Source organism: Streptomyces sp. NPDC000134 (genome assembly GCF_042899225.1).
Classification (GTDB): Bacteria; Actinomycetota; Actinomycetes; order Streptomycetales; family Streptomycetaceae; genus Streptomyces.
Genome location: NZ_JBIAZN010000035.1, coordinates 1 through 13227, shown reverse-complemented (window position 1 = coordinate 13227; position 13227 = coordinate 1). Strand labels below are relative to the sequence as shown.

The following is a 13227-nucleotide window of genomic DNA, read 5'->3' as shown; positions in this document are numbered from 1 at the left end:
GTGGGGGAACCGAGGGGGGCCGTGGAGCGGCGGAGGCCCCGTGGCCGCCGCTCCACGGACAAGGCCCGGGGCCGACTCCCGGACCCCCGTAAGCCCTGGCAGCCCCCCGCCCCGGAGACCCCCCGCCTCAGCCGAAGATCGCCAAGCTCTTCGCCTTCCCCCGCTGCTCCTCCACCAGCGCCAGGAAGCGGCCGTCGGGCCCGAAGACGGCGACCGCGCCGGCCCCCGCGTACTCCTCGGGCATCTCCAGCCGTACGCCGTTGGTCAGCAGCCGTGCGCGCCGGTCGTCGACGTCCCAGCGGGGGAACGCCGCGTCGGCGGCGCCGGCGATCGGCATGACGGTCAGCTCCTGCTGGAGCTGGTCCAGCGTCCTGGCCGCGTCCAGCTTGTACGGCCCGACGCGGGTGCGGCGCAGCGCGGTCAGATGGCCGCCCACGCCGAGGCCGGCGCCGAGGTCACGGGCGAGCGCCCGGATGTACGTACCGGAGGAGCAGACCACCGACACCACCAGGTCGAGCACCGGCGTGCCGTCCTCGGCGACGGCGTCCCGGACGTCGTACACCGCGAACGAGGAGACGGTGACCGGGCGGGCGGGGATGTCGAACTCCTCGCCCTCGCGCGCCCGCTTGTAGGAGCGCACGCCGTTGATCTTGATGGCGCTGACCTTGGACGGCACCTGCATGATCTCGCCGGTCAGCTCGGCGATCCGGGCGTCGATGGCCTCCCGGGTGATCCCGGAGGCGTCGGCCGAGGCGGTGACGTCGCCCTCGGCGTCGTCGGTCAGGGTCGTCTGGCCGAGCCGGACGGTGCCCAGGTACTCCTTCTCGGTGAGGGCGAGGTGCCCGAGGAGTTTGGTCGCCCGCTCGACGCCGAGGACGAGGACGCCCGTGGCCATCGGGTCGAGGGTGCCGGCGTGCCCGACGCGCCGGGTGCGGGCGATGCCCCGCATCTTGGCGACGACGTCGTGCGAAGTGAAGCCCGACGGCTTGTCGACGATGACAAGGCCGTCGGGCGTGGTGGGCTGCTGGGTCATTCGGCGGTGTCGTCCGTCTCGTCGTCCTCTTCCGGCTTGCGGTAGGGGTCCGCGTCACCGGCGTAGCGGGCGCCCGCGGACGCCTCGCGCACCTTGGCGTCGGACTGCCGCGCCTTGTCGAGGAGGTCCTCGATGGCGCGGGCGGTGTCCGGCAGGGCGTCCATGACGAAGGTCAGGGTGGGCGTGAACTTCACGCCCGCCGCCCGGCCGACCTCGGAGCGCAGGATGCCCTTGGCGCTCTCCAGGCCCGCCGCCGCGGCGTTCCGCTCCTCCTCGTCGCCGTACACCGTGTAGAAGACGGTCGCCTCCCGGAGGTCACCCGTGACCCGGGTGTCCGTGATGGTGACGTGGGAGCCGAGCCGCGGGTCCTTGATCCCGCGCTGCAGCTTCTGGGCCACCACTTCCCGGATGAGGTCCGCCAGCCTCTTGGCCCGCGCGTTGTCGGCCACTGGTCCGTCTCCTTAAACGTTTCTTGCTTCTTGCTTCAGTCTTCGTCGCCGTGGAGTCTGCGTCGAACCGAGAGCAGTTCCACCTCTGGCCGCCCGGCGACCAGCCGCTCGCAGCGGTCCAGTACGTCGCTGAGGTGCCCGGTGTCCCCCGAGACGAGCGCGAGACCGATCTCGGCCCTGCGGTGAAGGTCCTGATGATCCGTCTCCGCCGCGCTCACTCCGTACTTGCGCTGGAGTTCGGCCACGATCGGACGGACCAGAGAGCGTTTCTCCTTCAGCGAGTGGACATCGCCGAGGAGCAGGTCGAAGGACAGCGTCCCCACGTACATGAGTGTTCCGGATGTCCCGCCGGTTCGGGGTAACGGGCGCGGTTGCGCCGATACGGGAACCGTACACGCAACGGCCGGGGCCGATCGACGGAAGTAATCTCCGCCGACCGGCCCCGGTCGCGTGTCAGGTCACGCCCGCGGCTTCTCGCGCATCTCGTACGTCGCGATGACGTCGTCGACCTTGATGTCGTTGAAGTTTCCGAGGTTGATACCGCCCTCGAAGCCTTCGCGGATCTCGGTGACGTCGTCCTTGAAGCGACGCAGACCCTCGATGTTGAGGTTCTCCGCGATGACCTTGCCGTCGCGGATGAGGCGCGCCTTGGTGTTGCGCTTGACCTCGCCGGAGCGGATGAGGACACCCGCGATGTTGCCGAGCTTGGAGGAGCGGAAGACCTCGCGGATCTCCGCCGTGCCCAGCTCGACCTCTTCGTACTCCGGCTTGAGCATGCCCTTGAGGGCCGCCTCGATCTCCTCGATCGCCTGGTAGATGACCGAGTAGTACCGGACGTCCACGCCTTCGCGCTCGGCCATCTGCGCGGCACGCCCGGCGGCGCGCACGTTGAAGCCGATCACGATGGCGTCGGAGCCCATCGCCAGGTCGATGTCGGACTCCGTGACCGCACCGACGCCGCGGTGCAGGACGCGGATGTCGACCTCTTCGCCGACGTCCAACTGGAGCAGGGAGGACTCCAGGGCCTCGACGGAACCAGAAGCGTCACCCTTGATGATCAGGTTGAGCTGCTGGACCTCGCCGGCCTTGAGCACCTTGTCCAGGTCCTCCAGGGAGACGCGGCGGGTGCGCTTGGCGAAGGCCGCGTTGCGCTCGCGGGCGGCGCGCTTCTCCGCGATCTGACGGGCCGTACGGTCCTCGTCGACCACGATGAAGTTGTCGCCGGCGCCCGGGACGTTGGTCAGGCCGAGGACCTGGACCGGCGTCGACGGGCCCGCCTCGGGCACGTTGTTGCCGTTGTCGTCGAGCATGGCGCGGACGCGGCCGTAGGCGTCGCCCACCACCATCGTGTCGCCGACCCGCAGGGTGCCGCGCTGGACGAGGACCGTCGCCACGGCACCGCGGCCGCGGTCGAGACGGGACTCGATCGCGATGCCCTGCGCGTCCTGGTTCGGGTTGGCCCGCAGGTCGAGCGAGGCGTCCGCGGTCAGGACCACGGCCTCCAGCAGGGAGTCGATGTGCAGACCCTGCTTGGCGGAGATGTCGACGAACATGGTGTCGCCGCCGTACTCCTCGGCCACCAGCCCGTACTCGGTGAGCTGGCCGCGCACCTTGGTCGGGTCGGCGCCCTCGACGTCGATCTTGTTGACCGCGACCACGATCGGCACGTCGGCCGCCTTGGCGTGGTTCAGCGCCTCGACCGTCTGCGGCATGACGCCGTCGTTGGCCGCGACGACCAGGATCGCGATGTCCGTCGACCGGGCACCACGGGCACGCATGGCGGTGAACGCCTCGTGACCCGGGGTGTCGATGAAGGTGATCCGGCGCTCTTCGTCGTTGACCTCGGTCGCGACCTGGTAGGCACCGATGTGCTGGGTGATGCCGCCGGCCTCGCCCGCGATGACGTTGGTCTTGCGGATGGCGTCCAGCAGCCGGGTCTTGCCGTGGTCGACGTGACCCATGACGGTGACCACCGGCGGACGGACGACCAGGTCCTCCTCGGAGCCCTCGTCCTCGCCGAACTCGATGTCGAAGGACTCGAGCAGCTCGCGGTCCTCCTCCTCCGGGCTGACGATCTGAACCTCGTAGTTCATCTCGCCCGCGAGGAGCTGGAGGGTCTCGTCGGAGACGGACTGGGTCGCGGTGACCATCTCGCCGAGGTTCATCATGACCGCGACGAGCGACGCCGGGTTGGCGTTGATCTTCTCCGCGAAGTCGGTGAGCGAGGCACCGCGCGACAGGCGAATGGTCTCGCCGTTGCCGCGAGGCAGCATCACGCCGCCGACCGACGGGGCCTGCATGGCCTCGTACTCCTGGCGCCGCTGCCGCTTCGACTTGCGACCGCGCCGCGCGGGACCGCCGGGACGGCCGAAGGCGCCCTGCGTGCCACCGCGGCCACCGGGACCGCCGGGACGGCCGCCGAAGCCGGGACGGCCACCGCCGCCACCGCCGAAGCCGCCGCCACCACCGGGACGACCGGCGAAACCGCCGCCGCCGCCGGGACGACCGGCACCGCCACCGCCGCCGGGACGACCGGCGAAGCCGCCGCCGCCCGGACGACCGCCGCCGCCACCGGGACGACCGGCACCGGCCGGACCACGACCGCCGCCGGGGCCGCCGCCGGGGCGGGGACCGGCAGCCGGACGCTGCGGCATCATGCCGGGGTTCGGACGCGGACCGCCGCCGGGACGGGGACCCGCGCCGCCGCCCTGCGGACGGGGCATCGAGCCCGGGTTCGGACGGTTGCCGCCCGGAGCCTGGGGACGGGGACCGCCCTGGCCGCCGGGGGCCTGCGGACGGGGACCGCCGCCGGCGGCGGGACCGCCGGGGCCGGGACGCGCGCCGCCCTGCGGGCGCGGGGCCTGCGGACGGGCCATGCCGGCGTTGCCGCCGGAGGTGAAGGGGTTGTTGCCGGGGCGCGGACCGGACGGACGGGCACCCGGACGCGGCGCCTGGGCGCCGGGACGGGCACCGCCGGAACGGCCCTGGCCGCCGCCGCCCTGCTGACCCTGACCGGGACCGCCGGAGGGGCGGCCGCCGGGCTTGGGAGCGCCGGGACGGGCACCGCCGGGCTTGGGACCGGTCTGGGCCGGGGCCTGAGCGGCCGGGGCCTGCGGAGCCGGAGCCGACGGCGGCGCGGTGAACTCGGGCGCGGCCGGGGCCGGACGCGGCGCGGGCCGGGGACCCGGCGTCGGGCGCGGGCCGGCGGCCGGCGCGGGAGCCGAGGGGGCCGCGGGCTGCTGCTGCGCAGCCGCGGGCTTGGGTGCGGCCGGCGGCCGGGGGGCGGCCGGACGGTCCCCCGCGGACTGGGCCGGACGGGGGGTGCCTGCCTGCGCCGGGGACGGCGCGGCGGGACGGGGGGCGGCCTTCCGGGGGGCACCGGGCTTGGCGGCGGACCTGCCGTTGCCACCGCCCTGCTGGAAGGCGTCAGTCAGTTTGCGTACGACGGGCGCTTCGATCGTCGAAGACGCCGAACGGACGAATTCACCGAGTTCCTGGAGCTTGGCCATGACGACCTTGCTCTCGACACCGAACTCCTTGGCGAGTTCGTAGACCCGGACCTTAGCCACTTCGCTCCTTTGAGGTCCGGGTTGCGTCCGGACCGTCGCTAGTTCATGGGCGTACTCATCGCGTACTCATCGAGTGCTCATCGCAATCTCGACCTGCTTTCGACTCGCGAGGTACCAAGCCGCACGGGGTTCCGTGCGGCACGTCTTACTGTGTCTGCTCGACGTGGTGGCGCAACGCCTTTACGTCGAGCGGTCCCGGGACGCGCAGTGCCCTCGGGAACGCCCGGCGGCGTACCGCCTGGTCGAGACAGACCTGGGTGGGGTGCATGTACGCACCCCGGCCGGGCAGCGTACCGCGAGGATCGGGGGCGCATTCACCTCCGATCGCCACGATGCGCAGCAGACCGGTCTTGGCCGCTCGCTCCCGGCACCCCACGCAGGTGCGTTCAGGGCAGGCACGAGCATGCGTCCGGCCAGACACTCCTAAGTCTACCTCCCCGCGACGACCTCACCCCTGTGGGGCAAGAATCGAACACTCGTCGCCCGAAACCTGTCGTGATCTCAGCGCCGGACGGCTTGGATCTATTCCCCCGACGGCTGCTGCTGCTCGGTGTCCGGGCGGATGTCGATCCGCCAGCCGGTCAGCCGGGCGGCGAGGCGGGCGTTCTGGCCCTCCTTGCCGATCGCGAGCGACAGTTGGTAGTCGGGGACGGTCACCCGCGCGGAGCGGGCCGCCATGTCCACGACCTCGACCTTGGTCACCCGGGCCGGCGACAGGGCGTTCGCCACCATCTGGGCCGGGTCGTCGGACCAGTCGACGATGTCGATCTTCTCACCGTTCAGCTCGCCCATCACGTTGCGGACGCGGCCGCCCATGGGGCCGATGCAGGCGCCCTTGGCGTTCAGTCCCGAGCGGGTCGACCTGACGGCGATCTTGGTGCGGTGACCGGCCTCACGGGCGATGGCGGCGATCTCGACGGACCCGTCGGCGATCTCCGGCACCTCCAGGGCGAACAGCTTCTTCACCAGGTTGGGGTGGGTGCGCGACAGCGTCACGGACGGACCGCGCACGCCCTTGGCCACCCGGACCACGTACGACCTCAGCCGCATCCCGTGCGGGTAGGTCTCGCCCGGGACCTGCTCCTGCACCGGCAGGATGGCCTCCAGCCTGCCGATGTCCACCAGCACGTTCTTCGGGTCGCGGCCCTGCTGGACCACGCCGGTGACGATGTCGCCCTCGCGGCCCGCGTACTCGCCGAGCGTCGCGTCGTCCTCGGCGTCCCGCAGCCGCTGCAGGATGACCTGCTTGGCGGTGGTCGCGGCGATCCGGCCGAAACCGGACGGGGTGTCGTCGAACTCGCGGGCCGCCTGGCCCTCTTCGAGGTCGTCGGGGTCCTCCTTCGCCCACACGGTCACGTGTCCGCTGGTGCGGTCGAGCTCCACGCGGGCGTGCCGGCGGCTTCCCTCGGTGCGGTGGTAGGCGATGAGGAGGGCCGACTCGATCGCCTCGACCAGCAGGTCGAAGGAGATCTCCTTCTCCCGTACCAAGCCCCTCAGGGCACTCATGTCGATATCCACGGCTACGCCTCCTCCTCTTCCTGCAAGTCCTTCTGGTCCTGCGTGTCCTTGCGGTTGAACTCGACCTGGACCCGGGCCTTGGCGATGTCGGCGAAGGCGAGCCTGCGGGCGGTGGCCTTGCGGCCCTTCACGCCGGGTACTTCGAGATCCACGCCGTCGTCGTCCACGGTCAGGACGCGGGCGACCAGGTCCTCGCCCGCGGTGAGCCGGAACCGCACCAGGCGGCCGACGGCGCGTACGTAGTGACGGTGCTCGGTCAGCTCGCGCTCCGCACCGGGGGTGCCCACTTCGAGGGTGTACTCGCCCTCGCCCATGGCGTCGGTCTCGTCCAGCTTCGCCGAGAGCGCGCGGCTCACATCGGCGATCCGGTCCAGGTCGGCCCCGGTGTCGGAGTCGACGACCACCCGCAGCACGCGCTTGCGTCCGACCGAGTCCACCGCGATCTCTTCCAGGTCGAGTCCCTGCGAGGCGACCAGCGGCTCCAGCAGTGCTCGCAGCCTCTCGCTCTGGGTGGTGCTCATCCGGGTGACTCCTCGGCCGCGTGTGCTGTTGTGGGACGGTGCGCGTGTCAGGTCAAAGGGTATCCGGTCGCGGAGGGTGTTGCCGTCCACCCGGCCCGGCGGTGCCGCTGAGTGCTGCCCGGCGGCGGCCCGGGTACCGTGATCACGGGCCTTGGCCCGCCCCGCTCTCCGCCGCTTTTCGTACGAGTCTGCCGAGGACGTCCGCCGTGCCCTCTTCTCCCTCGTCGCGCCCGCCCTCGGGACCGCGCAGAAGGATTCTGCTCGCCTCCGCCGCCGGGGGCGCGCTGCTCGCCGGCTGTTCCGGCGGCCCCGGTTCCGGTTCCTCGCCGGCCGCCGCGGCGACTGCCGAGCGGGCACGCGTGCGTGCGGCCCGGGACAGCGAGCGGCTCGCCGAGCGGTACGACGCGGTGATCGCGGCGCACCCGGGGCTGGCCGCGCGTCTGCGCCCGCTGCGCGACGAGGTGCTCCGGCACGCGAAGGCGTTCGCCGCCTCCACCGGGGCGTCACCGTCCGTCTCCGCCCGCGCCGCCGGGCCGGGCGAGCAGCGGGCGGCGGTGCCTGCGACCGAGCGGGAGGCGCTCGCCGGGCTCGCCGCCGCCGAGCGGAAGCTGGCCGGCCGGCGCACCGCCGCGCTGCTCGACCTGCCGGGCGAGACGGCCCGGCTGCTGGCCTCGGTGGCGGCGGCCGGGGCGGCGCACGTGTATCTGCTGACGGAGGGGGACGCATGAGCGGCGGCAAGGGCGAACTGACGGCCGTCCAGGCGGCGCTGGCCGCCGAGCACGCGGCGGTCTACGGCTACGGGGTCGTCGGCGGCCGGATCGGCGAGGAGCGGCGTACGCAGGCGCTGGCGGCGTACGACGCGCACCGCGCCCGCCGGGACGCGCTGGGGCGCACGGTGCGCGCCCTCGGCGGCGAGCCGGTGGCGTCGGCGGCCGGGTACGCGCTGCCGTTCGCGGTGGAGGACCCGGCGGCGGCGGTGAGGCTGGCGGCGGAACTGGAGGACCGGGTGGCCGGGGTCTACTCCGACCTGGTGCGGGCGTCCTCCGGGGACCGCCGGGCGGCGGCGGCCGAGGCGCTGCGGGAGGCCGCGGTGCGGGCGGTGCGCTGGCGCGGGGAGAGCGTAGCCTTCCCTGGGCTCGCCGAGCGGGCCGGCACCGCGTCGGCTCCGGCGACCCCGACGGCGTGACACGTACTCGAGGTCCCGTACGGGAAGGGAACGGCTTCCGCATGGCTTTCGAACCGCCGGGGCGCCTGGTCAGGGCGCTCGGTGAGACGGCACCGGCAGGCGACGACTGGCTGGCCGGGCTGCCCGGGGCGGCCCGGCGTGCCGTGGAGCTACGCGGGTTGACCGTGGAGCGGGTGCAGGTGCCCGGCGGGCGCAGCAGCCTGGTCCTGCTGGTCCGCACGGCCGACGGGACGCCGGCGGTGCTGAAGCTGGCGCCGCCCCGGGCCCGGCCGGAGAGCGAACGGGCCGCGCTGGCCCACTGGGCCGGCCGGGGCGCCGTACGCCTGCTGGAGGAGGGCCCCGTCGAGGGCGAGCTGCTGCTGGAGAAGCTGCGTCCGGACGTCTCGGTGCGGTCGCTGCCGGAGGCGCGGGCGCTGCTGGAGGCCGCGGGGACGCTGCGGAGGCTGTGGGTGGAGCCGCCCGCCGGGCACCCCTTCGAGACGGTCGCGGAGCGGACCGGGCGGCAGGCGGCGGCGATGCGGGCGGACGCGGAGGCCGATCCGGCGCTGGCGCCGCTGGTGGACGCGGCGCTGGCGGCCCGCGAGGAGCTGCTGGCCGCGCCGCCGGAGGAGAAGCTGCTGCACGGCACGTTCCGGCAGAGCAAGGTGCTCGCCGGGGACCGGGTGCCGTGGCTGGCGGTGGGCCCCGACCCGGTGGTGGGCGAGCCCGCGTTCGATCTGGCCCGGCTGGTCCGCGACCGGGTGGAGGACCTGATCGCCCAGTTGTCCGGCGCCGCGACGACCCGCCGCCGGATCAAGCGGCTCGCGGAGTCGCTGGAGGTGGACCGGGAGCGGCTGCGCGGCTGGACGCTGTTCCGGGCCGTGGAGTCGGGCGTCCGGGCGGGCCGGGTCGGCCGGGCCGGGGACGCGGAGCTGCTGCTGGAGTTCGCGGGCTGGCTGTAGGGCCCGTCCGGCGGCCGGACGGGCCCCGCGGACCTCAGGCGGTGAGGCGGGCGACGGCCTCCTCGACCGTCAGTTCCTCGCGCTCGCCGGTGCGGCGGTCCTTCAGTTCGACCACGCCCTCGGCGGCGCGGCGGCCGGCGACCAGGATCTGGGGGACGCCGATCAGTTCCGCGTCGGTGAACTTCACGCCCGGGGAGACCCCGGTCCGGTCGTCGACCAGGACGCGGACGCCGGCGGCGGAGAGCTTCCCGGAGACGTCGAGGGCCAGCTCGGTCTGGAGGGCCTTGCCGGCGGCGACCACGTGCACGTCGGCCGGGGCGACCTCCTTGGACCAGATCAGGCCCTTGTCGTCGGCGTGCTGCTCGGCGAGGGCGGCCACCGCGCGGGAGACGCCGATGCCGTAGGAGCCCATGGTGACGCGGACCGGCTTGCCGTTCTGGCCGAGGACGTCGAGCTTGAGGGCGTCGGCGTACTTGCGGCCCAACTGGAAGATGTGCCCGATCTCGATGGCGCGGTCCAGCTTGAGGCCGGTGCCGCACTTGGGGCAGGGGTCGCCGTCCTGCACGACGACGACGTCGACGTACTCGTCGACCTCGAAGTCACGGCCGGCGACGACGTTCCTGGCGTGGGTGTCGGGCTTGTTGGCGCCGGTGATCCAGGCGGTGCCGGGGGCGACGCGCGGGTCGGCGAGGTACCGCACCTTGTCCAGGCCCTGCGGGCCGACGTAGCCGCGGACCAGGTCGGGGCGGCCGGTGAAGTCCTCGGCGGTGACCAGTTCGACGGCGGCGGGCGCGAAGTGGGCCTCGACCTTGTCCATGTCGACCTCGCGGTCGCCGGGGACGCCGACGGCGACGATCTCGCCGTCGACCTTGACGAGGAGGTTCTTCAGGGTGGCGGAGGCGGGGACGCCGAGGGAGGCGGCGAGGGTCTCGATGGTGGGGGTGTCCGGGGTGGGGATCTCCTCGGCGGCGGGCGCGCCGGAGGCGTCCACGGGCTTCAGCTCGTAGGTGATCGCCTCGGTGTTGGCGGCGTAGTCGCAGTTGGGGCAGTCGGCGAAGGTGTCCTCGCCGGCCTCGGCCGGGGCGAGGAACTCCTCGGACTTGGAGCCGCCCATGGCGCCGGCGGTCGCGGCGCAGATCCGGTAGTCCAGGCCGAGGCGCTCGAAGATGCGCTGGTAGGCGGCGCGGTGCAGGGCGTAGGACTCGGCGAGGCCCTCGTCGGCGGTGTCGAAGGAGTAGGAGTCCTTCATCAGGAACTCGCGGCCGCGCAGGATGCCGGCCCGGGGGCGGGCCTCGTCGCGGTACTTGTTGGCGATCTGGTAGAGGATGACCGGCAGGTCCTTGTAGGAGGACGCCTGGTCCTTCACCAGCAGGGTGAAGATCTCCTCGTGGGTGGGGCCGAGCAGGTAGTCGCCGCCCTTGCGGTCCTTCAGGCGGAACAGCTCGGGGCCGTACTCGTCCCAGCGGCCGGTGGCCTCGTAGGGCTCGCGGGGCAGCAGGGCCGGGAGCGTCACCTCCTGGGCGCCGATCGCGTCCATCTCCTCGCGGACGATGCGCTCGACATTGGCGAGGACCTTCTTGCCCAGGGGCAGCCAGCTCCACAGGCCGGCGGCGGTACGGCGGACGTAGCCGGCGCGGACCAGCAGCTTGTGGCTGAGGACCTCGGCGTCCGCCGGGTCGTCGCGCAACGTCTTCGCCAACAACTTGGACATGCGCTGGACCGGTGCGTTCGCCATGGCTCTCGTATCTCCTGCTGCGTGAGGGTGATGACGAACGAGGTTAGCCGGGCGGTCCCAGGTCGCGGAAATCGGTTAACGCGTCATCGCCGCAGCAGCGGGAGCGGGGCGCCCATCACGGCGTACGGCTTCGGGGCGCTGGGGAAGAGGACCTGGCGGGCGAGGTCGGTGTAGCCCAGGGAGCGGTAGAGGCCGCGGGCGGGGCTGTCGGTGTCGATCGCGGAGAGGATCGAGCGGGGCTGGGCGGCGCCGTCGGTGATCGTGGTGATCAGGGCGCGGCCCACGCCGAGGTTCTGGTGATCCGGGTGGACGTGCAGTTCCGTGATGACGAAGGAGTCGTCCAGCCAGGCGTCGTTGCCCTGGGCGCGGAGGTAGGGCTCGACGACCGTGGACCACCAGTGGACGCGGTCGTTGGGCATGCCGTACACGAAGCCGGCCAGGCGGCCGTCGGGGGCGGTGGCGCCGAGGGCGCGGGCGCCCGGGTAGGTCATGTGGCGCAGGACGATCTGCCGGCGGACGGCCACCTCGTCGGGGCCGAGGCCGAACGCCGCGGCTTGGACGGCCAGGGCCTGGTCTACGTGGGTGGTGAGGTCCAGGGGGCCGATCACTGCGTCCATGCGGGGAGCCTACAGGGGGGTTCGTGGTGACTTCCGGGTGCGGGTGCCTCGTGGCTGATCGCCCGGTTCTCCGCGCCCCCGGGGCGACTTCAGAACAGGACGCTCATGAAGGCGCCCACCTCTTCGAAGCCGACCCTGCGGTACGTCCTTCTGGCCGCCGTGTTGAAGTCGTTGACGTAGAGGCTGGCGACGGGGGCGATGTCGCTGAGGGCGTAGCGCAGGACCGCGGCCATGCCGGGGGCGGCGAGGCCCCGGCCGCGGTGCTCGGGGGCGACCCAGACGCCCTGGATCTGGCAGGCGCGGTCGGTCGCGGCGCCGATCTCGGCCTTGAAGACGACCTTGCCGGTGTGGTCGAAGCGGGCGAAGGAGCGGCCGGAGCCGACGAGTTCGGCGACCCGGGCCTGGTAGAGCAGGCCGCCGTCGCCGGCCAGCGGGGAGACGCCGACCTCCTCGGTGAACATCGCCACACAGGCCGGCAGGATCTGGTCCATCTCGTCCTTGCGGACGCGGCGGACGTAGGGGTCGGGGGCGACCTCGGCGGAGGTCCGGTCGGTGACCATGAGGGGCTGGCGGCGGCGGACCTCGCGGGCGGGGCCCCAGGTGGGTTCGAGGAGCCGCCAGAGCAGGGCGGTGGCGTCGGCGGGGCCGACGATGGAGGAGCAGCGGCGGCCGGCCCGGCGGGCGCGGTCGGCGAAGGCGCGCACGGCGCGCGGGGTGGCGCAGATGGGGACGAGGTTGGCGCCGGCGTAGCACAGGGAGGTCAGCATGCCGTCCTCGTACCAGCCCCACATCTCGCCGCCGAGCCGCCAAGGGTCGAGGCCGGCGATCCGCACCCGGGAGGTCACGAAGGCGTTCGTGACCGGCTCGCGGTCGAGGACGGCGAGCGCGGCGTCCAGGTCACCCGGTTCGAGGACCCGGGAGGTGGTCTGCGTCAACACGTGCGGGGCCTCACCCTAAGGTCTGCTGATCTCCGCACTGTACCCGCCTGCCATGTGTCGCGCCGCCCCCGGGGGACGGCGCGATGGTAGGGGGGAGGGTCAGCCGGCGACCGCGACGGAGGGCTCGCCGGAGGGGACGCCGTCGGCCTCCATCTGCTCGGCCAGCTTCATGGCCTCCTCGATCAGCGTCTCCACGATCTTGGACTCGGGGACGGTCTTGATGACCTCGCCCTTGACGAAGATCTGCCCCTTGCCGTTGCCGGAGGCCACGCCCAGATCGGCCTCGCGGGCCTCGCCGGGACCGTTGACGACACAGCCCATGACGGCCACCCGCAGGGGGACCTCCATGCCGGTGAGACCCGCGGTGACCTCCTCGGCGAGCTTGTAGACATCGACCTGGGCCCGGCCGCAGGACGGACAGGAGACGATCTCCAGACCGCGCTGCTTGAGGTTGAGCGACTCCAGGATCTGGTTGCCGACCTTGACCTCCTCCACCGGCGGAGCCGACAGCGAGACCCGGATGGTGTCCCCGATCCCCTGCGACAGCAGCGCCCCGAAAGCGACGGCCGACTTGACCGTGCCCTGGAACGCCGGACCGGCCTCCGTCACCCCCAGGTGCAGCGGATAGTCGCACCGGGCCGCGAGCTGCCGGTACGCCTCGATCATCACCACCGGGTCGTTGTGCTTCACCGAGATCTTGATGTCCCGGAAATCGTGCTC

The 13227-nt window shown here is 72.9% G+C and carries 14 protein-coding genes; 3 read left to right on the top strand and 11 right to left on the bottom strand.

Annotated elements, in window-relative coordinates; translation table 11 throughout:
• Positions 1 to 127: 127 nt before the first annotated feature.
• From truB to rimP, 7 genes are all read right to left on the bottom strand, one after another.
• Entirely contained in the window at positions 128 to 1033 is a 906-nt protein-coding gene (gene truB / locus ACFY32_RS33020; protein ID WP_359203944.1) for a tRNA pseudouridine(55) synthase TruB, read from the bottom strand.
• The gene (gene rbfA / locus ACFY32_RS33015) at positions 1030 to 1482 is read right to left on the bottom strand and encodes a 30S ribosome-binding factor RbfA (RefSeq protein ID WP_359203941.1); all 453 of its coding nucleotides are present in this window, start codon (positions 1480 to 1482) and stop codon (positions 1030 to 1032) included. The genes truB and rbfA overlap by 4 nt, the downstream gene beginning before the upstream one ends.
• A 35-nt stretch (positions 1483 to 1517) precedes the next feature.
• A complete protein-coding gene (locus ACFY32_RS33010) occupies positions 1518 to 1811 on the bottom strand; it encodes a DUF503 domain-containing protein (protein ID WP_359203938.1) in 294 nt (97 codons plus the stop codon).
• Between the two features lie 129 nt (positions 1812 to 1940).
• Entirely contained in the window at positions 1941 to 5051 is a 3111-nt protein-coding gene (infB, locus tag ACFY32_RS33005) for a translation initiation factor IF-2 (RefSeq protein ID WP_390676240.1), read from the bottom strand.
• A 145-nt stretch (positions 5052 to 5196) separates the two neighbouring features.
• Entirely contained in the window at positions 5197 to 5472 is a 276-nt protein-coding gene (locus ACFY32_RS33000; protein WP_359203932.1) for a YlxR family protein, read from the bottom strand.
• A gap of 101 nt (positions 5473 to 5573) precedes the next feature.
• Complete coding sequence (gene nusA, locus ACFY32_RS32995) at positions 5574 to 6569, bottom strand: transcription termination factor NusA (RefSeq protein ID WP_359203929.1); 996 nt, start codon at positions 6567 to 6569, stop codon at positions 5574 to 5576.
• A gap of 2 nt (positions 6570 to 6571) precedes the next feature.
• Positions 6572 to 7090 (bottom strand): ribosome maturation factor RimP, encoded by a 519-nt coding sequence (gene rimP / locus ACFY32_RS32990; RefSeq protein WP_359203926.1) that lies wholly within the window; start codon positions 7088 to 7090, stop codon positions 6572 to 6574.
• A 206-nt stretch (positions 7091 to 7296) separates the two neighbouring features.
• Here rimP and ACFY32_RS32985 point away from each other — a divergent pair, with 206 nt between their 5' ends.
• The 3 genes from ACFY32_RS32985 to ACFY32_RS32975 are packed head-to-tail and all read left to right on the top strand — an operon-like array spanning position 7297 to position 9217.
• Positions 7297 to 7818, top strand: a complete 522-nt coding sequence (locus tag ACFY32_RS32985) for a hypothetical protein (RefSeq protein ID WP_359203923.1) — start codon at positions 7297 to 7299, stop codon at positions 7816 to 7818.
• Positions 7815 to 8276, top strand: a complete 462-nt coding sequence (locus ACFY32_RS32980; RefSeq protein WP_359203921.1) for a ferritin-like domain-containing protein — start codon at positions 7815 to 7817, stop codon at positions 8274 to 8276. Before ACFY32_RS32985 ends, ACFY32_RS32980 begins: the two co-directional genes overlap by 4 nt.
• Before the next feature lie 41 nt (positions 8277 to 8317).
• Positions 8318 to 9217 carry an aminoglycoside phosphotransferase family protein gene (locus tag ACFY32_RS32975; protein ID WP_390676239.1) on the top strand — a complete coding sequence of 300 codons (900 nt, stop codon included), beginning with the start codon at positions 8318 to 8320 and terminating at the stop codon, positions 9215 to 9217.
• 34 nt (positions 9218 to 9251) lie between these two features.
• Here the strand turns inward: ACFY32_RS32975 and ACFY32_RS32970 are convergent, their stop codons facing one another.
• The 4 genes from ACFY32_RS32970 to ACFY32_RS32955 all read right to left on the bottom strand — a co-directional run.
• Positions 9252 to 10952 (bottom strand): proline--tRNA ligase, encoded by a 1701-nt coding sequence (locus ACFY32_RS32970; protein ID WP_390676238.1) that lies wholly within the window; start codon positions 10950 to 10952, stop codon positions 9252 to 9254.
• 83 nt (positions 10953 to 11035) lie between these two features.
• Positions 11036 to 11569: a GNAT family N-acetyltransferase gene (locus tag ACFY32_RS32965; RefSeq protein WP_359203912.1), complete on the bottom strand. Its 534-nt coding sequence runs from the start codon at positions 11567 to 11569 to the stop codon at positions 11036 to 11038.
• A gap of 89 nt (positions 11570 to 11658) precedes the next feature.
• Positions 11659 to 12507 carry a GNAT family N-acetyltransferase gene (locus ACFY32_RS32960; protein ID WP_390676237.1) on the bottom strand — a complete coding sequence of 283 codons (849 nt, stop codon included), beginning with the start codon at positions 12505 to 12507 and terminating at the stop codon, positions 11659 to 11661.
• Between the two features lie 99 nt (positions 12508 to 12606).
• A partial coding sequence (locus ACFY32_RS32955; protein ID WP_390676236.1) for a flavodoxin-dependent (E)-4-hydroxy-3-methylbut-2-enyl-diphosphate synthase occupies positions 12607 to 13227 on the bottom strand: 621 nt, incomplete at its 5' end.

What these genes read in the sequence shown, in the direction of transcription:
- truB (WP_359203944.1), bottom strand. Translation starts at nt 1,033, where the DNA reads ATGACCCAGCAGCCCACCACGCCCGACGGCCTTGTCATCGTCGACAAG.
- ACFY32_RS33010 (WP_359203938.1), bottom strand. Translation starts at nt 1,811, where the DNA reads ATGTACGTGGGGACGCTGTCCTTCGACCTGCTCCTCGGCGATGTCCAC.
- rimP (WP_359203926.1), bottom strand. Translation starts at nt 7,090, where the DNA reads ATGAGCACCACCCAGAGCGAGAGGCTGCGAGCACTGCTGGAGCCGCTG.
- ACFY32_RS32980 (WP_359203921.1), top strand. Translation starts at nt 7,815, where the DNA reads ATGAGCGGCGGCAAGGGCGAACTGACGGCCGTCCAGGCGGCGCTGGCC.
- ACFY32_RS32975 (WP_390676239.1), top strand. Translation starts at nt 8,318, where the DNA reads ATGGCTTTCGAACCGCCGGGGCGCCTGGTCAGGGCGCTCGGTGAGACG.
- ACFY32_RS32970 (WP_390676238.1), bottom strand. Translation starts at nt 10,952, where the DNA reads ATGGCGAACGCACCGGTCCAGCGCATGTCCAAGTTGTTGGCGAAGACG.
- ACFY32_RS32965 (WP_359203912.1), bottom strand. Translation starts at nt 11,569, where the DNA reads ATGGACGCAGTGATCGGCCCCCTGGACCTCACCACCCACGTAGACCAG.